19 protein-coding genes and 1 other RNA gene are annotated in these 21,363 nt (G+C 51.7%); 8 read left to right on the top strand and 12 right to left on the bottom strand.

The window, feature by feature from the left end; all coding sequences use genetic code 11:
• Positions 1–107: 107 nt before the first annotated feature.
• From IMCC21906_RS03855 to IMCC21906_RS03830, 6 genes are all read right to left on the bottom strand, one after another.
• Positions 108–1,742 carry an iron ABC transporter permease gene (locus tag IMCC21906_RS03855; protein ID WP_197085947.1) on the bottom strand — a complete coding sequence of 545 codons (1,635 nt, stop codon included), beginning with the start codon at positions 1,740–1,742 and terminating at the stop codon, positions 108–110.
• Complete coding sequence (locus IMCC21906_RS03850; protein WP_197085946.1) at positions 1,742–2,770, bottom strand: extracellular solute-binding protein; 1,029 nt, start codon at positions 2,768–2,770, stop codon at positions 1,742–1,744. The genes IMCC21906_RS03855 and IMCC21906_RS03850 overlap by 1 nt, the downstream gene beginning before the upstream one ends.
• Positions 2,771–2,959: 189 nt before the next feature.
• Entirely contained in the window at positions 2,960–4,222 is a 1,263-nt protein-coding gene (locus tag IMCC21906_RS03845) for an FAD-dependent monooxygenase (RefSeq protein ID WP_047011075.1), read from the bottom strand.
• 4 nt (positions 4,223–4,226) lie between these two features.
• Positions 4,227–5,474: a 2-octaprenyl-6-methoxyphenyl hydroxylase gene (ubiH, locus tag IMCC21906_RS03840; protein ID WP_052763352.1), complete on the bottom strand. Its 1,248-nt coding sequence runs from the start codon at positions 5,472–5,474 to the stop codon at positions 4,227–4,229.
• Positions 5,467–6,792, bottom strand: a complete 1,326-nt coding sequence (gene pepP, locus IMCC21906_RS03835) for a Xaa-Pro aminopeptidase (RefSeq protein WP_047011074.1) — start codon at positions 6,790–6,792, stop codon at positions 5,467–5,469. Before pepP ends, ubiH begins: the two co-directional genes overlap by 8 nt.
• Before the next feature lie 55 nt (positions 6,793–6,847).
• Complete coding sequence (locus IMCC21906_RS03830) at positions 6,848–7,417, bottom strand: UPF0149 family protein (protein WP_047011073.1); 570 nt, start codon at positions 7,415–7,417, stop codon at positions 6,848–6,850.
• Positions 7,418–7,662: 245 nt separating this feature from the next.
• On the opposite strand from IMCC21906_RS03830, the gene IMCC21906_RS03825 reads away from it, so the two are divergent.
• The 4 genes from IMCC21906_RS03825 to IMCC21906_RS03815 all read left to right on the top strand — a co-directional run bounded on the left by IMCC21906_RS03825 (position 7,663) and on the right by IMCC21906_RS03815 (position 9,083).
• Complete coding sequence (locus IMCC21906_RS03825) at positions 7,663–7,872, top strand: TIGR02449 family protein (protein ID WP_047011072.1); 210 nt, start codon at positions 7,663–7,665, stop codon at positions 7,870–7,872.
• Positions 7,869–8,177 carry a cell division protein ZapA gene (locus IMCC21906_RS03820; protein ID WP_047011071.1) on the top strand — a complete coding sequence of 103 codons (309 nt, stop codon included), beginning with the start codon at positions 7,869–7,871 and terminating at the stop codon, positions 8,175–8,177. The genes IMCC21906_RS03825 and IMCC21906_RS03820 overlap by 4 nt, the downstream gene beginning before the upstream one ends.
• A 73-nt stretch (positions 8,178–8,250) precedes the next feature.
• Positions 8,251–8,430, top strand: a non-coding RNA gene (ssrS, locus tag IMCC21906_RS16590) — 6S RNA.
• A gap of 68 nt (positions 8,431–8,498) precedes the next feature.
• Complete coding sequence (locus IMCC21906_RS03815; RefSeq protein WP_047011070.1) at positions 8,499–9,083, top strand: 5-formyltetrahydrofolate cyclo-ligase; 585 nt, start codon at positions 8,499–8,501, stop codon at positions 9,081–9,083.
• A gap of 24 nt (positions 9,084–9,107) precedes the next feature.
• Here IMCC21906_RS03815 and ilvA read toward each other — a convergent pair whose 3' ends face one another.
• On the bottom strand, positions 9,108–10,625 hold the full coding sequence (gene ilvA / locus IMCC21906_RS03810; RefSeq protein ID WP_047011069.1) for a threonine ammonia-lyase, biosynthetic: 1,518 nt from the start codon (positions 10,623–10,625) through the stop codon (positions 9,108–9,110).
• A gap of 231 nt (positions 10,626–10,856) precedes the next feature.
• On the opposite strand from ilvA, the gene rpiA reads away from it, so the two are divergent.
• Positions 10,857–11,528 (top strand): ribose-5-phosphate isomerase RpiA, encoded by a 672-nt coding sequence (gene rpiA / locus IMCC21906_RS03805; RefSeq protein ID WP_047011068.1) that lies wholly within the window; start codon positions 10,857–10,859, stop codon positions 11,526–11,528.
• A 131-nt stretch (positions 11,529–11,659) separates the two neighbouring features.
• On the opposite strand, the gene IMCC21906_RS03800 is transcribed toward rpiA, so the two are convergent.
• The 3 genes from IMCC21906_RS03800 to IMCC21906_RS03790 form a co-directional block, all read right to left on the bottom strand.
• Positions 11,660–12,322 carry a fumarylacetoacetate hydrolase family protein gene (locus IMCC21906_RS03800; protein WP_052763351.1) on the bottom strand — a complete coding sequence of 221 codons (663 nt, stop codon included), beginning with the start codon at positions 12,320–12,322 and terminating at the stop codon, positions 11,660–11,662.
• A gap of 621 nt (positions 12,323–12,943) precedes the next feature.
• The gene (locus IMCC21906_RS03795) at positions 12,944–13,504 is read right to left on the bottom strand and encodes a peroxiredoxin (protein ID WP_047011066.1); all 561 of its coding nucleotides are present in this window, start codon (positions 13,502–13,504) and stop codon (positions 12,944–12,946) included.
• 35 nt (positions 13,505–13,539) lie between these two features.
• Complete coding sequence (locus tag IMCC21906_RS03790; RefSeq protein WP_047011065.1) at positions 13,540–14,952, bottom strand: FAD-binding oxidoreductase; 1,413 nt, start codon at positions 14,950–14,952, stop codon at positions 13,540–13,542.
• Between the two features lie 90 nt (positions 14,953–15,042).
• Here IMCC21906_RS03790 and serA point away from each other — a divergent pair, with 90 nt between their 5' ends.
• A complete protein-coding gene (gene serA / locus IMCC21906_RS03785; protein WP_047011064.1) occupies positions 15,043–16,269 on the top strand; it encodes a phosphoglycerate dehydrogenase in 1,227 nt (408 codons plus the stop codon).
• 9 nt (positions 16,270–16,278) lie between these two features.
• Positions 16,279–16,650, top strand: coding sequence for a hypothetical protein (locus IMCC21906_RS03780; RefSeq protein WP_047011063.1), 372 nt, complete (start codon positions 16,279–16,281; stop codon positions 16,648–16,650).
• A gap of 42 nt (positions 16,651–16,692) precedes the next feature.
• Here IMCC21906_RS03780 and IMCC21906_RS03775 read toward each other — a convergent pair whose 3' ends face one another.
• Both IMCC21906_RS03775 and IMCC21906_RS03770 read right to left on the bottom strand, forming a co-directional pair.
• Positions 16,693–17,640 carry an alpha/beta hydrolase gene (locus IMCC21906_RS03775; RefSeq protein WP_047011062.1) on the bottom strand — a complete coding sequence of 316 codons (948 nt, stop codon included), beginning with the start codon at positions 17,638–17,640 and terminating at the stop codon, positions 16,693–16,695.
• 150 nt (positions 17,641–17,790) lie between these two features.
• Positions 17,791–19,845, bottom strand: a complete 2,055-nt coding sequence (locus IMCC21906_RS03770) for a hypothetical protein (RefSeq protein ID WP_156165979.1) — start codon at positions 19,843–19,845, stop codon at positions 17,791–17,793.
• Between the two features lie 387 nt (positions 19,846–20,232).
• Between IMCC21906_RS03770 and IMCC21906_RS03765 the strand changes: the two genes are divergently transcribed.
• Positions 20,233–21,249 carry an NAD(P)-dependent alcohol dehydrogenase gene (locus tag IMCC21906_RS03765; protein WP_197085945.1) on the top strand — a complete coding sequence of 339 codons (1,017 nt, stop codon included), beginning with the start codon at positions 20,233–20,235 and terminating at the stop codon, positions 21,247–21,249.
• Positions 21,250–21,363: the final 114 nt, after the last annotated feature.

Here is a 21,363-nt window from a genome sequence, read left to right as displayed (position 1 = left end):
CAGACAGTCCTCTGGGGAGATAGTAGAATTTTTGCGCATTTTACCGTCGCAGGGAGGAAATAAAAACCACTCTAGGCATTTCTTCTGTACAAACCGCTTCGCCGGGATTAACGACTGCGCCGAATACTAATCACTACCGGTGCCAAGCCCACCGCAATCAAGCTTAGCGCGGGCAACGCCGCAAGCTGCCACTGCCCCTCTGAAGTCAGTTCAAAAATCCGCACCGCCAGGGTATCCCAGCCATAGGGGCGCAGTAACAAAGTTGCTGGCATTTCTTTCATCACATCGACAAACACCAACACCAGCGCGGTTAATAAGCCAGGCCGTAGCATCGGTAAATAGATCCGAGTCAACAACTGTCTTGATCGTGCCCCCAACGTTTGGGCCGCTTCTGGCAAGCTGGGTTTAATCCGTTCCAGGCTGGACTCCACCGGACCGCTCGCCACCGCCAAAAACCGAATCCAGTACGCCGCCAACAAGCTAAGAATGCCGCCCAGCAGCACCGGCTTGGCGTCCATACCCAGCCAACTTTGAAGAGGGATAAGCAGGCGATTATCGATAAACGTAAATGACAGCATGATCCCCACCGCCAACACCGACCCCGGCAGCGCATAACCAAGCTGGGCCGCAGCAAAAAATTGGCTGCCTTTCGATAAACGCCGGTTAAACGCCAACACCACCGCCAACACCACCGTAATCAAAGCCGCAATAACCGCCAACACCAGCGAGTGTTGAATAAGATCAAAAAACCGGCTATCTAATTGCTCAACACCACGCTGCCATGCCCACATAATCAGCTGCAGCAACGGCAGCGCAAATGCCGCAGACAACACCAATACACAGTAAGCCGATAACAACCAGCCTCGGGAAGCGGTAAGGCAGATACGATGACGATGCTGTAAACGCCCACTTTGGGTAAAACGCCGCTGACCTCTGGAGCGACGTTCGGCATACAAGGTCAGTGCCACAAAAAATAGCAGTATCGATGCCAGCTGCGCCGCCGCTTGCAGATTAAAAAAACCAAACCACGACTTATAAATCGCCGTCGTAAACGTATCGTAATTAAACACCGATACCGTGCCAAAATCGGCCAAAGTCTCCATTAACGCCAAACTCACACCGGCGATAATCGCGGGGCGCGCCATCGGCAAAGCCACTCGATAAAACGACTGCCAAGCCGAACAACCCAACGCCCTGGCCGCCTCGATGGTGTCACTGCTCTGGGATAAAAACGCACTACGCGCCAGCATGTACACATAGGGATAAAGCACCAGTGCAAACACCAGAATAACCGTGAAGTCACTGCGCACATCAAAACGCCCCCACTCTGGCCCCAGCATCTCCCGCAGGCTAGACTGCAACGGCCCGCCAAAATCAAAAACCCCCAGCATGACAAATGCCATCACATACGCCGGCACGGCCATTGGCAGCATTAGCAGCCATTCAAAAGCCCCCCGCCCGGGGAAATCGAACATGACCACAAACCAGGCTAAGCTGACCCCCAACACCGTCACCAATACCCCCACCCCCACTAATAGCGTCAGGGTATTGGCCAATAGCGAACCCAACTGGGTGGCAATAAGATGCTGCCAAATTTCGGTTTCGGAGTTCGACCAACTAAAAACGACGATCAACACCGGCGCCAACACCGCCAATACCGCCAGCACACCTGTCACTCGCAATAGCAATCGGCCCAGCGGTAAGCCGGGCCGATAAGTGGCGTTGACAGCAGAGCGGCTCACTAGCGATAGCCCGCCCTATCCATTAGTCGAATAGCATCACCCTGCAAGCGTCCCGCTTCACTAATAGGAATGTCATCGCCTCTAAACTCACCCCATGCCTGAATCAGCTCCGAGGGTTTAGCGAGATTATTCACCGGGTATTCTTTATTCAGACTGGCAAAATCAAACTGGGCCTCGGGGCCAGACAACCACTCCAAGAGCTGTTTTGCTTCAGCTTTATGTTTGCTCGCCTTGGTAATGCCTGCACCAGAAATATTCACATGAACACCCCGGCCATCGGCACCATCGCCCTGCTGGTTGGCCCAAAAAAGCCCCACCGCCAACTCGGGGTCATCTTCCAGCATACGTGCCAGGTAATAGGTGTTTACCAAACCGACATCGCACTGCCCTGCGGCAATCGCTTCAATCACTTTGTTATCACTGGAAAAGGGAGCAACAGATAAATTATTGACCCAGCCCTTAACTACCTCCTCGGTTGCCTCTGGACCGCGGGCCACCATCATGGTGGCAACCAGCGACTGGTTGTACACCTTTTTAGACGTGCGCAAACACAAACGCGCCGACCATTTGGGCTGGGCCAAATCGGCATAGGTGGACAGCTCAGCAGGATCAACACGATCCGTAGAATACACAATGGTGCGGGCGCGGATTGAAAAGCCAAACCAGCGGTTTTGAGCATCACGCAATGCTGAAGGAATATACTTCTCCAGCACCTCAGATTCTGTAGGCTGCAAAATACCCATCTCCGCCGCCTGCCATAAATTGCCCGCATCTACTGTCAGCAGTACATCAGCCGGGGAATTACTCCCTTCGGCTTTTAACCGCGCCAGCAACGGCCCCGCGGAGTCAGTTACATAACGCACACGTATTCCGGTACTGGCGGTAAAATCATCAAAAATAGGTTTAATCAGCTGCTCAATCCGGGAGCTATAGACCACCAGCTCAGGACCCGCACTCTCACCGGCAAGCTCGTTTTTATCACCGCAGGCAGTCACACCCAACGTCAGCATCAAGACTGACGCTGTCATCAAAAAATTTCTAAGCCTTAACATCATCTCTGCCCCTTATTTGTCACAAGACCGCTACAAGGCGACGGATGATAATTATTATCATTAAATATCACAATGATCCCTTCGAAATAAGCACCGCCATCACTGGCGAGGCATCATGGAAAGTACAATAAAAACGACGAATGCCGGAGGCGTAAGCCAACACGGCTATGACAAACCCATTGCCCTTGCAATCAGTTCACGTTTGATTGGCTGTCGGCCATTGAGCCAACTCATGCCCACGTTGCGAAGCAGTCGCAGCGGCATTGCATTGCTTTCAAACAAGTGCTGAAAGCCTTCCATCGCCGCCATCATCGCCAAGTTATCACCTTTGCGACGACGCTGATAACGCCCCAAAACCGATGCATCGCTTAATGTTAGCTGGCGGGCCTGGCCTCGTTTTAACTCCTCAGCCAAGACCTTCACATCGGCAAAACCGAGATTAATACCCTGCCCCGCCAATGGATGAATACTATGAGCCGCATCACCCAACAACACTACCCCATCCTGCACGTACTCTGGCGCATGACGCTGACGCAACGGAAAACTAACGCGCTTACCGCAGGCCATAACATCCCCTAAGCGATGCTCAAAAGCCCGCCCCAACGCATGGCAAAAATCCTGATCATTCATTGCCATAAGCTGCTGATTCAGCTCAGGCTTGGCCGACCAAACAATCGAGCAATACCGCTGCTCAGCGTTTGCATCTGCCAACGGCAAAAAGGCCAAGGGCCCCTCTGGCAAAAAACGCTGCCAGGCCGTGGCCTGATGAGGCAAGCTCGTCTCTACCGTGCACGCTATCGCATGGTGGTGATAGTCCCACTCCCGGGTATCAAAGCCTGCCCACTCACGAATTTTGGAACGGGCACCGTCCGCAGCTGCGACTAATGGCGCGGTTAACACACGGCCATCAGCAAGACTTAAACGGGGACCATCATGACTACGCTGAAAAGATGCCACCTTGCAGCCAAACATCAAGCTAACACCGCAGCCTTGCAAACACTGATGCATTGCCGCCAACACCAAACGGTTTTCAACAATATGGCCCAATGCCGGCCGCTGAACTTCTTCAGCCGAAAAGTGGATATGGCCCGTACCTTCGGCATCCCAGACATCCATGTCCCGGTAACCACAAACCCGCTGTGCTGCCACCAAGGGCCAAACCCCAATCTCATCCAACAGCTGTCGACTGGCATCCGTTAACGCACTGACTCGGGCATCGTAGTCGCAAACCGACTCCTCAAGCTCAGGCCACGTCTGCAGGGGCCCACCTTCTATCAAGGCAATCCGTAACGGTGTCGATGTTGAGTTCAATGACATAGCCAGCGCCAATGCCGCACCGGCCAAGCCCCCACCAACGATCAGCAAATCAAATTGCTGAGGGGCAGTGTTCGCAGAAGATGTGTTTGCAGAAGAATTGTCCAAAACCATGCCCTCAGCCCCTTTGGCCCGATGCCATACCAGCGGTCTGGGCAACAAATTGCGCTTTAGCCGGAGTCAAAATATCCAAGGCACTCAACCCCATATTTCGGGCCAAGCTCAGCATGGGTTTACGATTGCCAAACACGGAGGTTAAGCGATCCGAAAACCTTGTGGTCAGCCATTGGTCACGAGACTGGGTTTGCAGATAACGTTGCAACACATGCAAGCTGCCCAACGGTTCTCCAGATTTTAGCGCCCCCGCCAGCAACTCGCTTAAGCTTGCGGCATCTCGCAGCGCTAAGTTAAAGCCCTGCCCCGCCACCGGGTGTAAAGAATGCGCCGCATTGCCCATTACCACAACATTGCGGCGAAGCTGTTCCGTCGCGCAGCTCAAGCGCAAAGGAAACGATACCCGCTGACCCACCGCCAACAACCGCCCCAAGCGAAACCCAAAGTCGGTTTGCAAACGCTGCAAAAAAGCCACATCAGAAAGCGCGGCAACATCATCGGCCACATCGTCAGCAAAGGTCCACACCAGCGCAGAGCGAGAGCGACCGTTTTCGTCCGCCGTTAGCGGCAACATAGCTAAGGCACCATATTCGGTAAAACGCTCATAAGCGCAGCCCGCGTGATGTTTCTGGGTCGCGATATTGGCGATAAAAGCCCGCTGCTGATAATCACTGACCTCGGCATCGATCCCCAAACGCTGACGAAGCCCCGATTCAGCACCATCGGCAATAACCAGCAAAGCGGTGGTGAGTGATTCCGTCACGCCGTCACGCGTCAAGCCAAGCTCGGCGCTGTCGTCTTTAAATATCACCTCGGTCAAGCTTGCCGGACTGCAAAAGGACACCCCGGCGGCTCGGGCCAACGCTGCCAATAAGACATTACCCAACCAGGGATTTTCAATCACGCTACCCAATTGCGGCCAACCCTGCTCCGCAGCGGTAATAGACACGCTGCCAAAATGACCGCGATCAGACACATGCACTTGCTCAATGGGGCAGGCGTGTTCTGCCAAACTCGACCAAACACCCAGCTCGTCAAAAATACGCTGACTACCATACGACAGCGCGGTGCTGCGAGCATCAAAACTGGGATGATAAGATGGCAAGCCTTCACCCTCATGGGGCTGCAGAGCAAACTGCTCCACCACCAGCACTCGCAGCTTGCCTTGGCTATAACGCGACAGGCAAAGCGCCAAGCTGGCCCCCACCATACCGCCACCGGCAATCACCACATCATAATCGTGCTTAGGCAACAGCGGCCTCCGCCATTAAGGCTTCGATATCCGCAATTTCTTTGGGAACGTCATCGGTCAGTACATCGCAGCCCGTTTTCGTTACCGCCACATCGTCTTCAATACGAATGCCAATGCCCCGCCATTTGGCGTCAACCCGGTCATCGTCGTGACTGATATAAATACCCGGCTCCACAGTGGTCACCATGCCTTCTTCTAACACTCGCCACTCGCCGCCCACTTTATAGTCGCCCACATCATGCACATCCATGCCCAGCCAGTGGCCAGCGCGGTGCATATAAAAGGGCTTATACGCTTCTTGAGCAATTAACTCGTCGACATCACCATTTAAAATCCCCAGCTCGACCAAGCCTTCGGTAATCACTTGCACGGTGGCGTCATGGGGCTGATTCCAATGATTACCTGGCTTCGTAACGGCAATCGCTGCTTTTTGAGCATTTAAAACGATATTGTAAATAGCCCTTTGCTCGGGCGAGAAACGACCATTGGCAGGAAAGGTGCGGGTAATATCGGCGGCGTAAAGTCCCAACTCACAGCCCGCATCAATCAACACCAAATCGCCATCTTTTATCTGATCACGATTATCAATGTAGTGAAGAATACAGCCATTTTTACCGGCCCCCACAATGCTGCTGTAGGCCGGCGAGCGTGCTCCCGCCATCGCAAATTCGTGGAGAATTTCGGCTTCCAGTTGATATTCATACACGCCAGGACGGCAAAAGCGCATGGCCCGGCAATGGGCCGCGGCAGAAATCTCCCCCGCCCGCCGCATAATTTTCAGCTCTGCGGCGCTTTTAAACAGCCGCATATCGTGTAGATAGTGATCCAGGTCCAGAAATTCACCGGGAGGAATCGCACCGCTGCGGACCTTGGAGCGAATCAGGTTGACCCAGTGCATTACTTGCTGATCAAATTCAGCATGCTTGCCCATGGCGTAGTACACCCGCTGACGGCCTTCGATCAGCCCCGGCAAAATCTCGTCGATATCACCAATTGGGAAAGCGTCATCCGCGCCAAAATTTTTACACACCCCATCGGGGCCAGCCCGGTAACCCGTCCATTGTTCCATGGCCGGGTCCCGGTCCTGACAGAACATCACGACTTCACCCACTTCCCGACCGGGCATTAACACCAGCACCGCTTCGGGCTCATCAAAACCGGTAAGATAATAAAAGTCGCTATCTTGGCGAAAGGAAAACTCCGAATCCCGGCTGCGCACCACCATTTTGGCAGAGGGCACAATCGCAATACTGCCGGGTTCCATTAACGCCATCAGGGTTTTGCGACGACGGGTGAATTCCTGAGCACTAATCTTCATAAGCATCTCTATTGACTGCGGATAAGCCAGCTTAGCATAGCCGGAGCGGGTAGTTTCAGTGCAGCCGCGGTGGCTCAACCGCCGTTTGGCGAGACTTTTGATTGCACTCCAAAAACACGCTCATCGCGGCCACTCGCACATATTCACATACCGAGAAAAAATCTTGTTCGCCGTCTTCATCCCCCGATTCATCCGGGGAAATCTGCGCAATGGCCGCAAGATCACTTAAGGCCTCAGAAAGATCCTCAGAAATCTCACCCACTGCCAGCGCACCGGTTTTACCCGCCATAGCAAAGCCAGTCAAAAAACCTTGGCACCATTGTCCCAGGCTGGCGATACGCTGGTCTAAACCAAAATCATCGCCAGGCAATAGCAAGTCCAAGGCAATATCTCCTGCGGTCATTGACTCAAGCGCAGCTTGATACACCTTAAATAACTGCACCGCATCGTCCGGGTTAGGGATATCACAATCCAGTAATTCACCGCAGTGTTTGAGCCAAGCGTCTTTTTCCAAACGGCCACCAGCAGAAAGAAAACCAGCCGCATAACCGTCTAACTCGGCCGGGGGATGCAGGGCACCCAGCGCCAAAAACAAGTCTGCCAATTCATCGTGATCAGGGGACATAAAAGATCTCACGCGTTGCAAAGCGCAAAATGGTAGCCTTGTAGACGATGAAAATCGAATTATTTCCGGGGTTTATGGTCTAGAAACCCTCGAAACAGAAGCGCCCAAATGCATATTCATCTGTTCTAGTAGACTTGACGCCTGCAAGCAGCTTAACCTCAAGCCAGCATCGATGGCATTGACCCCATCACAGCGGCCAATCTACTATTGCCAAGTACTCATGCCCCACAGGAAATCGCCAGAAGATGGACGACCGTCAATTACAGCTGCTAGAACGAAAAATAGAAGAGCTGATTCAGCTGTGCGAGCAACTGGACAAAGAAAACCGCAGCTTCAAAACCGAAAAACAAAACTGGAAGATAGAGCGGGAACAGCTCATTGAAAAAACCGATACCGCTCGGGCCAAGGTTGAATCCATGATCCAACGGCTGCGTGCTCTGGAGAAAGAAGCGTGAATCAAAATACCGTCGTCGTAAAAATTCTCGACAAAGAATATCAAGTCGCCTGCCCAACAGATGAGCAAGCCCCCTTAATGCGAGCTGCCCAGCATTTAGATCAGCAAATGCGCCATATCCGCACCTCGGGCAAAGTGATTGGCTTAGAGCGCATTGCCGTAATGGCGGCGCTCAATATTAGCTACGAGCTGCTGACCGTCAAGGCAGAAGGCGCGCCCAACAAAAATGAAGCGGCCACAGTAGAGCGCATTTCTGAGCGAATTGAAGAAACCCTGCAGCATTGCCGACAGCTGGAAATAAGCTAGGCTCGGATCCACTCTTCGTTTATATCTGACCGCACAACCCTATGAGGGAGCGGATCTAATCGGTATAATCTGGTCAACCCTGGGATATTTGCTAGGCCGTCAGACCCCTGAGCCGATGCTTTTATACCCGGAGAGTTCTAGCCGTCATCCGTGTGCATGTCCGCAAGTCGGAAAGCCTAAAGATGGCGCGGAACGATCCACCTTGAACCGCTGGGTTCAAGGGCCACGCGGCCGGCGGTATCTCGGGGCCTTTCTACCTTCCCGCTTATTTTCCCATTTTTGACACTGTCACTATATGGCACTGCGACTATACTGGCGACTATGAGCAGCGACGCCAAACGCCAATTACGACAAGACAAACGCCAATTACGGCGACGTCTTTCGCCCCAACAGCAACAACAGGCCAGCCAAAAGCTGTTGCAGCAACTGCGACGCTTACCGGAATATCGACGCGCCAAGCGTATAGCGGGGTATATTGCCAACGATGGTGAAATTTCCCTGTCTGAATTGTTTCGCCACGCCAAGCTCAAGAATAAATCTAGCTATCTGCCGGTGATAAAAGCCACAGGAAAGATGCAGTTTTATCGCTATTATCCCGGCCAGTTCTTACGCAGTAATCACTTTGGCATTGGCGAACCTAGCCATCGGCGAGGCCCACAAAATATCAGCGATTTGGATATTATTTTTTTGCCATTGGTGGCCTTTGACCGCAGTGGTCGGCGTCTAGGAATGGGCGGCGGGTTTTATGACAGGACGCTGCAAACACATCTACGCAATCAAGCCAGGCCACTATTAATCGGCCTGGCCCACAGTCTGCAAGAGACTGGAGCCGTACCCACCGATAGCTGGGATATTCCGCTGGACTTAATCATCACCGACCAACAGATACTGCGCTGCAAACGCTAAATTATATCCGTTTCGCCAAAGCGCTTAGCTCAAAAAAAGATTATAGGCTTCGTTGTCACTCTCTTCGCTATAGCGGTAGGCCAGCTTATCAAGAAAGGGCTCAATCTCTTTACGCTCGGCCTTACTGGCCTCAAGGGCAACTAACACCCGACCATAAGCCGCGCCATGATTGCGATAATGGAATAAGGAAATATTCCAGCGATTGCCCAGCTTGGTTAAAAAATTCATCAACGCACCTGGACGCTCGGGAAACTGGAAGCGATACAGCAGTTCATTTTTCACCACCGCAGGCCGATGACCGCCCACCATATGCCGAATATGCAGCGTGGCCATTTCATTGTCAGTCATATCCAGCACGGAATAACCTTGTTTTTCTAGGCTATCAACCAGTTCCAAACGATCTGCACCGCCCTCAGCTACCGCTACACCCACAAAAATTTGCGCATCGTGTTGGTCACTGAATCGATAATTGAATTCCGTAATATTGCGCTTACCCAGCGCCGAGCAAAACTTTTTAAAGCTACCCGCTTTCTCAGGAATCGTGACACTGAGAATAGCTTCGCGTTGCTCACCAATTTCTGTACGTTCAGAGATATAACGCAGGCGGTCAAAATTGGTATTGGCGCCACTATCAATGGCCAACAGCGTTTGACCTTCGCAGCCATTCTCCTCCACATACTTTTTCAACCCCGCCAATGCCAATGCACCAGCAGGCTCTGCAATCGAGCGAGTGTCATCAAAAATATCTTTGATCGCCGCGCAGATCTCATCGGTCGTCGCCGTGATCACCCCATCGATGGTTTTGCGTAACACCCTGAAGGTTTCTTTACCGATTTGTCCTACCGCGACGCCGTCGGCAAAGATACCCACTTCAGGCAATATTGCACGGCGCTGTTTTTCCATCGCCAGCTTTAAGCAAGCCGCATCTTCGGGCTCTACCGCAATGACCTTCACTTCGGGCCGCACATATTTGATATACGCTGCCACCCCCGCAGCCAAACCGCCGCCGCCAACCGGCACAAACACCGCATCCAGCGGCCCGGTCACCTGCCGCAGAATTTCCATACCCACCGTACCCTGGCCAGCAATGACATCAGGATCATCGTAGGGATGGACATAGACCATACCTTTTTCTTCCACCAATTTTTTGGCAAACGCAGAGGCTTCGTCATAGGTATCGCCATGCAACACCACTTTTCCGCCCCTAGCCCGCACCGCATTAATTTTGATTTGCGGGGTGGTTTTAGGCATGACAATCGTAGCCTTAACTCCCAAACGCATCGCCGACAACGCCAAGCCCTGCGCATGGTTGCCCGCCGACGCAGCGACCACACCACGATCCAGCTCTTCTTGGCTAAGCTTTATCATTTTGTTGTACGCGCCCCGGAGCTTGAAGGAAAACACCGGCTGCAAATCTTCACGCTTAAGGAGCACCGTATTTTTTAGGCGCTTTGACAACAAGGGCACAGCATCAACGGGGGTTTCAATCGCCACGTCATAAACCCGGGCATCGAGGATTCTTTTGATATAGCTCTGGGGCATAACGATTATCGCGCTCCGTTGTCAGTTGCAACAAAATACAAGAGCGCAAGTCTACCGGTTCTGAGGGAAATTCGCAGTAATGACAGCCGTCATTCCCTTATTAGGCTCAACGTAACTCCCGCGACAAAACCCTCGTATCACAGCTGGAGCCCTCGCAATTGCCACCCTGCACTTTTATACTCATCCCCCTTACCCACCCGTAGCACTCACCGCACATATTGAGGTTTGGCAATGAATCAGGACGAGATGAAACGCGCCGTGGCCGCCGCCGCCATTGAAGAAGTTAAAAACAGTATTCTAGATGGCGAAATCATCGGCATTGGCACTGGCTCAACGGCAAACCACTTCATTGACCTGCTAGCCGACTATAAACAGGATATTCGCGGCACCGTTGCCAGTTCCGAAGCCTCTGCCAATCGCCTACGCGGCCACGGCATTGAAGTGCTAGATCTAAACAGCACCGGCAGCATTGCCGTCTATGTCGACGGTGCCGACGAGAGTAATGAACGACTGGAGTTGATCAAAGGCGGTGGCGCAGCGCTAACCCGAGAAAAAATTGTCGCCGCCGCCAGTCAGCGATTTATCTGCATTGCAGACGAAAGCAAATTGGTCAATCAGTTAGGCGCCTTTCCCTTGCCGGTTGAGGTCATCCCCATGGCCCGCAGCTATGTCGCTCGAGAGTTGGTCAAACTGGGCGGCAACCCGGTTTACCGAGAAGGCGTTACCACCGACAACGGCAATATTATTCTCGACGTATACGACTTTATGATTGCCACCCCCATGAAAACCGAAGAACAGATAAACAATATCACTGGGGTGGTATGCAACGGTTTGTTTGCCCTGCGCCCCGCCGATGTACTGCTGCTCGGCACCGCGAATGGCGTTAAAACTCTCAAACCTTGATACAGGAAATTATCGAAAACCCGGCCTCAGGTTTATCATTATTGAGGCCGCAGTTTTTATTTAACGTCCCGGCGACGTCTCATTGGCGGCATCTCATTAAAGCCCCTCGTTATTAAAGCAGCCCCTCGTTGCTAGATGACCCGACTTTCTACGCAAATATGCCCCAGCAATTCAGCCTTTAACTGATCACCCGAGCGCAACGGCCCCACTCCTGCAGGCGTTCCCGTCAGCACGATATCACCGGGGTTTAAGGTAAAGCTGTGACTGATATTACTCAGCAATGCTTCAATGCCAAAGATCATATCTTTCGCCTGACCCTCTTGCTGCAACTGGCCATTACGCGTCAGCCGAAGTTGCAATTGACACCAGTCGGGAATAGCAGTGGCGGAAACAAAAGGCGATAGCGGACAGGCCCCATCAAAAGCTTTCGCCCGCTCCCAGGGATGGCCCTTCTTTTTTAACTCTGACTGCAAATCCCGCAGGGTTAAATCCAGCGCCAAACCGTAGCCCAACACCCCAGCCATTACTTCATCAGGTTTCGCCTCAGACAAGGTCTTACCGATTAGCAGCGCCACCTCCAGTTCGTGATGACAGTCCCCCAGCCCAGAGGGTATCGCGATATTCTCCGCCATATTGGCAAAAGCACTAGCGGGCTTGATAAACAGCATCGGTGAACTTGGAATAGGATTATTAAGTTCTTTGGCATGTTCCGCATAATTGCGACCCACACAGACGGCTTTACCCGGCAGAAAATCAGCGTCACCGCCGTTTAAAAATACATGTTTATAGGTCACGTTGACTCCCATTCATCTTAGTGGGCCATACGGAAAATTAAGTAACTGTTTTTGTCATACCAGACCGTTCCGCTCTGGCTGTGCTCCTTCAGCATCAAACTTAGCCACTCAACCACTTAACCACTCAGCTTAGCCAGCAAATTTGCCACTTGGCCCATTAGCGTTATTCACGATCCCACACGGTTTACAATGCGAGATAAAACTTGCCCTTGTTACATGGATCCCGGCTCGCTATCGCGTCCGGGATGACGAAGTTCCGTTAACTGTACGGGTATTGCGCCATCAAGCTCGCTATCGCGTCCAGGATGGCGAAGTGATCAAAACAAGGCCTATGCCGAAGTCTGGGCTCGCTATCGCGTTCGGAATGACGAAACACGCTGAGCAGCACTCCTGCCTTCTACTGGCATAATGGCGAAGCACTTGAGACAAGGCCTCGGCATACTAATGCACTCCGACGCCCCTCATCGTCATACCGGCCCCCGAGCCGGTATCCAGCGAACCAGCCAATGTAATATATACACTGCAATTAAACTTAAGCTCGAGCAACAGGTTCCCGGATCGCTTAGCCGCGTCTTTGACGACGAATGTTAGGCGTTGTTTGGGCATGCCAGCAAGACGGAATTATCCGAGCTCTGGCACCGCGCCGGTCAGCGCAAAGCGCTTAACACTCTCCAGCGACAAGTGATCACCCTCATCCCGACCGTAATGCACATGCTGGATCACACCCCGCTCATCGACCAGTATATTGAGCGGCATGGTCGCCACGTGGCCACCAATCCGCAGTGGGACATTGCCTTTAACAATCATGGAATAACACAACTGGGGAAAGCGCAGCACCATACCCTTCAAGACGCCAAAGTAAGAGCGTTCAACAGCAAAGCGCCGATAGTAAATATTGTCTTCATCGGCCAGTATCGGAAAGGGCGATTGCTGTTTGTCGCTGCTACGCTGCAGCTCCTCCAACGAGGCATCAAAAACCCCCACCACGGTAAACTCCTCCCCGAAGTTGGGAAAATGCTGAATAAGCTGATGCACCCGCAGATTGCAGAACGGGCAACTGGCAAAGCGAAAGAACGACAGCAGGTAACGCTTACCCTGCACCTGCTCGATGCTAAACGAGGTCCCATCAATATTGGGCAGTTTGAGCTCCCTGATGTGTTGGCCACGCTGAACCCGTGTCATTTACCACTCCCAAATCGCCCAATTACGGACTGACTTTAATCAAAAATTTTGCCGGGGTTCATGACCCCATTGGGGTCAAAGACCTGTTTAACCTGCTTCATCAGCGCAATTTCTTCAGGACTGCGGGAATAACCAAGATAGTTCTTCTTCAGCAGACCCACGCCATGTTCGGCAGACACGCTCCCGCCGTAATGCTGAACGATTTCAAACACCCCAGTGCTAACCCGACCGCATTTTTCAAAGAACTCGTCTTTATCCATATCTTCGGGCTTAAGGATATTCAAATGTAAATTGCCATCGCCAATATGACCAAACCAGATGATTTCAAAGTTTGGGTACGCCTTGGTTACCAGCTCCTCTACTGCAGTCAAAAACCCTGGTACTTTAGAGATGACCGTCGAGATGTCATTTTTATAGGGTGTCCATTGAGAGATTGTTTCGGAGATATCCTCTCGCAATCGCCAGAGATTGGCCAACTGCTCCAGACTCTGACTCATCACCCCGTCCAGCACCCAGCCTTCTTCCACACAGTCTTCAAACAAGGCCATAGCTTGAGCCTCGGTGTCGTCGGTCAGGCGCTCAAATTCCAACAATGCATAATACGGGCAGGCATCAGGAAAAGGTCTGGCCAAACCAGAATGGGCCACCACTTTTTGCAAGGCTTGCTCAGAGAAAAACTCAAAGGCGGTTAAATCCATCTCCGCCTGAAAGCGATTAAACAAATTCATAATGCCGTCAAAGTCACTGGCACCTAATACAAAGGCCGTCAGGTCTTTTGGCGGCCGGGTCAGCTGCATGGTGGCCTCTACAATCAGCCCCAATGTGCCCTCGGCGCCCACAAACAATTGCCGCAAGTCATAGCCCGCGTTGTTCTTCAACAGGCCACGGTTCAGATCCAACACCTCGCCTGCGCCAGTCACAACTTTCAAGCCTGCCACCCAATCACGGGTCATGCCGTAGCGAATCACTTTGATGCCACCGGCATTGGTGGCGATATTGCCACCAATTTGCGACGAACCCGCCGAGGCGAAATCCACCGGATAAAACAAACCTTTTTCGTCGGCAAAGTCCTGAAGCTGCTCGGTAATTACCCCGGCCTGGCAAACCACAGTGCGATCAATAGGGTCAAAATTGCTGATGCGGTTCATGTAGTCAAAAGACACGACCACTTCGCCATTCATTGCCACCGCACCACCACTTAAGCCGGTGCGGCCACCGGACGGCACCACCGCAAAAGCCTTGTCGTTAGCCAGTTTTACAATGGCCTGTACTTCATCGAGGGTACGGGGAAAAACCACCGCCAGTGGTGCGGGCTGATAGGCTTTGGTCCAGTCGCGACCATGAGTGCCCAGCACTTCTTCGTCGGTGCGTACCTTGTCGCTGCCAACAATCGCCTGAAGCGCTTCAATAATAGGGTCCAAAGAGGAAGGAGAAGAACTGGCCGACATAGCGGTAAAGCCTCACAGAATAGCACTTGGGAAAGGGATCTATGATATCATACCGCGCTTTCCTGTACCTCAGCGTGAGTGATCACTCCCATGCCCAAAACATCCCTCGACAAGGCGAAAATCAAATTCCTTCTACTTGAAGGTTTGCATCAATCCGCCGTCGACGCCCTGCATGCCGCCGGCTATACCAATATCGACTATTATCAGAAAGCCCTGCCCGACGAAGAGCTAAAGCAAAAGATTGCTGATGCCCATTTTGTCGGCATTCGCTCTCGCACCCAGCTCACCAACGACGTCTTTGCCGAAGCCAAAAAGCTGATTGCTGTCGGCTGCTTCTGCATCGGCACCAATCAGGTGGATTTACAGGCCGCCACCGAACATGGCGTTGCCGTGTTTAATGCGCCATTCTCCAACACCCGCTCAGTTGCCGAGCTGGTGATTGCCGAAGCCATCCTATTGCTGCGGGGCATTGCCGAGAAAAACGCCGCCGCCCATCGTGGCGAATGGATGAAAACTGCCGTGGGCTCCTATGAGATTCGCGGCAAGCGTCTTGGTATTGTCGGTTACGGCTCTATCGGCATGCAGCTATCGGTTATCGCTGAAAGCCTAGGTATGGAGGTATGCTTTACCGACGTGGTCAACAAATTGCCACTGGGTAATGCCATACAAGTGAGCATGGGCGAGCTGCTGGCCACCTCTGACATCGTCACCTTGCATGTGCCAGAAACGGCCTCTACCCAAGATATGATTGGTGCCAGCGAATTTGCACAAATGAAAACCGGCAGTATTTTTATCAATGCCGCCCGGGGCACGGTGGTAGATATCGACGCCTTGGCCAACGCGCTGCGGGACAATAAACTGGCTGGCGCCGCCATTGATGTATTTCCAGAAGAGCCCCGCAGTAACAACGACGAATTCATTTCACCATTGCGCGAATTCGACAATGTTTTTCTGACGCCGCATATCGGTGGCTCCACCGCCGAGGCCCAGCAAAACATCGGCTTGGAAGTAGCAGACAAACTGGTGAAGTATTCCGACAACGGCACCACCACATCGTCGGTCAACTTCCCCGAAGTCGCCCTGCCTGCCCACCCTGGCAAACATCGTGTGCTGCACATACACCGTAATGTTCCCGGCATCCTCAGCGCCATTAACCAGATCTTTTCAGAGAATCAAATCAATATCTCTGGTCAGTATCTGCAAACCAATGACACTGTGGGTTATGTGGTAATGGATATCGACCAAGCCTCTAGCGAGATCGCCCTGAAAAAACTGGCTCAGATTCCCGACACCATTAAATGTCGGATTCTGTTCTAAGGTTTATTCATGAGCGATATCCTCGATCCAGAACTCGCCGCACTGCTGGACAAAACGGCACTCGTCGGACTGAGCTACTTTGACATTGGTGGCGAAGCACTACAGCAGCGCGTGCTGTCCGGCGTTGTCGTACGGGTAACACCGAAAGACGGCATTACCCTGAGCCAGCCCAATAAAGAGGAATTTACCGTTCCGTCTTCGCTGGCACCTTGGTTTAAGGCACCAGCGGGAAATTATAAAACCAGTGATGGTGAGAGCATCGATAACCCCGAGTACCTGGTTACCTGGAATGTGCACCGCTGCCAAGACAACGACAAACCCGAAGGCGAACACCAATGGTGGGAATGGGTTGCCAATACCACCCCTCCTTCTGTGGGCTAGGCCGCTACGGCTAAGCCCTCATTTTCATCAAACCCACAAACACTAAAATAGAAAATCATCACAGGCCTGCCACAGCTGCCGACGATAGCTCTCACCTTCTTTTACCAGATGATGCCGAGCACCAGAGAGATGATGTTCCTTTAATTGTGGAAACTTTTTGCGAATTACCGGCAAATTAAATCGCCAGTCCACGGTGTCGTCGGCATCCCCCTGCACCACCAGTATCTGACTTTCACTTGCGGGCAGCCCCAAAAACCAAGGCAGCCATTTCTTCAGCGCACCCACCCAACTTAGCGGCAGTGTGCGTGGTTGCAGCGGATCTTTCTCCCGCAAAAATTCTAAAAAAAGCTGATCATCGGAATTATCAGCAAACTTTCGGGGCAGACTGGGAATAAAATATTTTAATACAGCATGGGCTGGACGCCCCCACCACCAATCCACTGGCCTTACCAGCGGCGCCATCAATACCGATTTATCAAAATCGGCCTCACCACCATCCAGTAGATGCGACATCAAAATCGCACAGCCAGTACTTTGAGCAAGGGCTAGCCGCGATTCGGGCAAGCCAAAAGCTGCCACCGCAACAAATGCATCTCGCAGTACTTGAAGATACATTTGGAAACTCTCGATGGACGCTCTAGGCCCCGACGACAGACCGTGTCCAGGCAGATCGTAGGCCACCACAGAGCAGCCGTGACGCAGGCAATAAGCAATGGCGTTGTTATATAAACCTACGTGGTCATAAAATCCGTGATAGAGATAAGCGGTACGGCTTGCTTCCGGCAAAGCAAACACCTGAGCAGCGATACGCTCCCCCGCACTCTCAAAATAACCCAAGTAGTGACGCAAACCCGCAAAGTCTTTAGCAAAATCGATACCGTAAAACTCAGCGTAACTTGGCCCCCACTCTAAACCCGCTACCGTGTTAGCCAGCGACAGTGGTGGCAATTCCGGCAATGCATTTTGATCAACTTCTTTCGGCCAAATCATATTGATATCCAAAACATGATCATCCTACTGCAGCAAGAGATATTGCGACGGACAAAGCAAACACCTGAACCGAATGTCGCAACAGCCAGCTTTTGATTGAACTCATCGGTCAACATTAGCGTCACAACAACGACCTAGCTTTTCTCATTTTCATTGACTGCGACGCCTCACAGACTCCCCCGTTTCTTCATACGTGAAGGAATAATCCGACAGTCCACAGTGGGAAATAGTAGTGCGGGCTTTACCTGCTTTAATGCCGTATTCAGCACTTGGTTTACTACTGCCGTCGTCGTAGTCAATCTCAAGATGAATATCAACGGGAAGCTCGCAGTTGTTGCGAAAGCGAAATTCTGTGGAAAGTCGCTCGGGCTGATCGTAGCTACAAGAACCCAAGGGAGATTTTCCTGGATAGCGTTTAACTGCTAATAACGTTACGCAGCCATTCATACCACCAGACATCGGCACCACAGCCTGAGGCTTCTCTTTTACCCTTGCTGTCGCAACCTCAAACTCACGCTCTTTTCTTTCTTCCAGCTGTTGCTGCAACTCTTGCTCCCGCGCCTTCTTTTTAGCGATCTGGCTTTCGAGCTTTGTCATTCGCTGATCCTGCTCCTGATTGGCCAAGGTGTCGTCACCATCACTGGCTACCGGGGCGACAGCAGGCTTCACCTTTTGACTTTGAGCAGACGGGGCAGCCGATGGTACTGCGTTTTTTTCCCTATCAGCTTTCTCACCCTCTGGGGGCTTTGTCAGCTCAGATGACTTAAACTTTACATCAGCATCTCTCGGCTTCTCTTCTTTTTTATTTGCATCGAGGTAAGCCTGCATTCGCCCTTGCTCAACGGCCCGCGCTTGCTCTCTGCCAACAGTGGAAACTCGTCCATCAGCCGTCACGACCACCTGCTTATTGCGGGACTCTGCCATCATTCCTGCAAATTTTTGGCTAACCTCATTGAATGCATTCATTGTTATTTCGCGCTGACGCCGCTCACGGGCATACCGCTCTTCTTTAACATTGATGTAGCGTTGAATGTTTTCGATGCCGTTATACGCGCCGTCAATTACATTCTTTGCGTATTGAAGCTGGCCTTCAGCATTGTCGATTTTTTGCCGTTCAATGCCATAGGTTTTCTCCCACAGCGTTTCTTCACGCGCAATTAATTCAGGATAAACTGCAACAAAAGCTTCAAAATTATAGCTATCTACACTGCTGCGGGCACAGCGAATAAACTCTTTATTTTGGCGGATATATCTACGATTGTAATCCGGCGTTTGATTAATGTTGGCCCCCGTCAGATACTTTGGGCAATCCGCTTTTTCAAACTGCGCCCACATTGTTAGAGGAGCATACTTATTATCGATAAAAAATTGGTAGGCTCGATTAGCTAGCTTTGATTGTTCAACGCGTGCCTTGTAGTCGGCGTAGTCGTGAATAAATGCCTGTCGCGCAGATTCAGCCAAATCATCGCCAACCGACAAATCCTCGATACCCTGCCTCTTCAACATATTGGAATTCTCAGGCAGCAATGAGAATCCACCAACGATGTTGATAGAGCGCTTATAATTGCGCATCGGTTTTAGCCAGTCTATCCGCTCATTGTAAAGCCGAAAGTATTCGTCATCGTTTTTCAACGAATATGAACCCTCATTCACAAAACAGCGCCCACAATAAACCCACGGGGTAATAATTTGCCCATTCTTCAAACGCTCCCCTTCAGGCAGGGGGGCTAATAAAGAAAAGGATTTATTTTTACCACGCTTATTTTCAACCCTAACCCGAGCAATCGGGTCCCAATGTGCAACATGCTTACTCTTAATACTGCGCTGTGGTGTCAGCAAAAAGCGGTAGACAGGCACACCACCTCGCATATCAACTTCAACAGCCACATCGATAAGGCCTCTACGCTTCAGCTCACTGGTTTCAGTTTTAAACCCATATTGAGATCGATATCCACGGGCAAAACTAGGGCCCGGATAAATTGTTCCATTTTTTTCGAGGCGACCAATTAGACGCCCGCTGAACGTTAAGCTCTCACTTGAAGCAGGAACACGTTGAGCCAGAGTTTCGCCGTGCTGAGCTGACGTTACCACCGGCTTAGACTGCTCTGAATTAAATACATAAAGGCTTTCGCTCATTTCCGTAGCACAGCCAGCAAGCCCGACGAGGCATATTAAGAAGGCCGGCAATAAAGCAATACACTTCATAAGTCTCACTCTCACTTTTTCAAATACACTTATAATTCTCTGCCCAACCTGGCAATAACAGGCAAAACCCACTCTTGCCATTAACATGACTTGATTGCTACTGACTTGGTGTAAGCATTACAAAAAAACTGGGGCCCTTCTTGCCATCTTGCTACACTGAATACAAAATCGTAATACGGTATTCACTCTCACTCTAAGTTGTCTCTGTTACACAAGCAGAATTTGGATCAGTCAACTTACAACAAAAAACCAAGAAAGGCCTACAAATGAGCCAATCCACTATTAAAGCTAAAGCTGCCATCTAAAGCTAAAGCTGCCATCGTTCGTGATATAAACCAAGCATGGCAAATTGAAGAGGTAGAACTCGCCCCCATTCAGGCTGACGAAGTGCTAATACGCGTTGTTGGTTGTGGCATTTGCCATACCGACGAAGCCTGCCGTACGGGTGAATTCCCCACTGCGATGCCTATTGTTCTAGGCCATGAGGGCTCGGGGATTGTCGAGGCAATAGGCGATGCCGTCACCGGTGTGGAACCGGGCGACCATGTGGTACTGAGCTTTGACTCCTGTGGCGAATGCCAAAACTGCAAACAAGATCAGCCTGCATACTGTTTCGACTTCTATCCCAGAAATATTTCTGGCACCCGAGCCAGCGACGGCAGCGCCACCGTAACCCAAAATGGCGAAGCCATTAACGCGGTGTTCTTCTGCCAATCATCTTTTGCGACCTACGCCGTCGCCAGAGAAGCCAACACCGTTGTGATCGACAAATCCTTACCCCTAGAAATCATGGGGCCGCTAGGTTGCGGCATTCAAACTGGGGCGGGCGCCGCGGTAAACTCGCTAGCTATTAAACCCGGCGATAGTTTAGCTATTTTTGGTGGCGGCGCGGTGGGCCTCAGCGCCTTAATGGGTGCCAAAGCCGTTGGCGCCGACAAGGTGTTTGTAATTGAACCCAATGCTAGCCGCAGAGCGCTGGCCATGGAGCTTGGCGCCACAGACACCATAGACCCGATGGCCAATGACAATGTACTGGAAGCTCTGCAAACACTCAGTGGCGGCGGGGTGAACTACGCCATCGACACCACCGGCATCCCTAGTGTTGTTGCTGTGGCCATGGAGATTCTGCTCCCCAAAGGCATGCTCGGCTTGCTCGGTGTGCCACCAGCCGAGGCCACCTTACCGGCCAATATGATGAGCATGCTGGGACGAGGGGTTGGCGCCAAATACATTATCGAAGGGGACGCCGATCCTCAGGAATTTATTCCCCGCATGGCCAACTGGTATCAAGAAGGGAAGTTTCCTTTTGATAAATTAATTCAGAAATTTGCCTTTGAGGATATTAACGAGGCTGCTAATGCCTCTATTCGTGGGGACGTAATCAAACCGGTGTTGATTTTTTAATACCGGAAAACGTAGGCAAGCAGTTGTGAGGGCAAAACAAATGCTCACAACTGCAGCCATCTCAATTACGGTTTTCTTTGACCCCCACAGCCCAGCCTGATAGCCTCCTGGAGG

The organism is Spongiibacter sp. IMCC21906 (assembly GCF_001010805.1).
GTDB lineage: Bacteria > Pseudomonadota > Gammaproteobacteria > Pseudomonadales > Spongiibacteraceae > Spongiibacter.
Note: the sequence above shows the minus strand (reverse complement) of the source record. Positions and strands in the feature narration are given on the sequence as shown.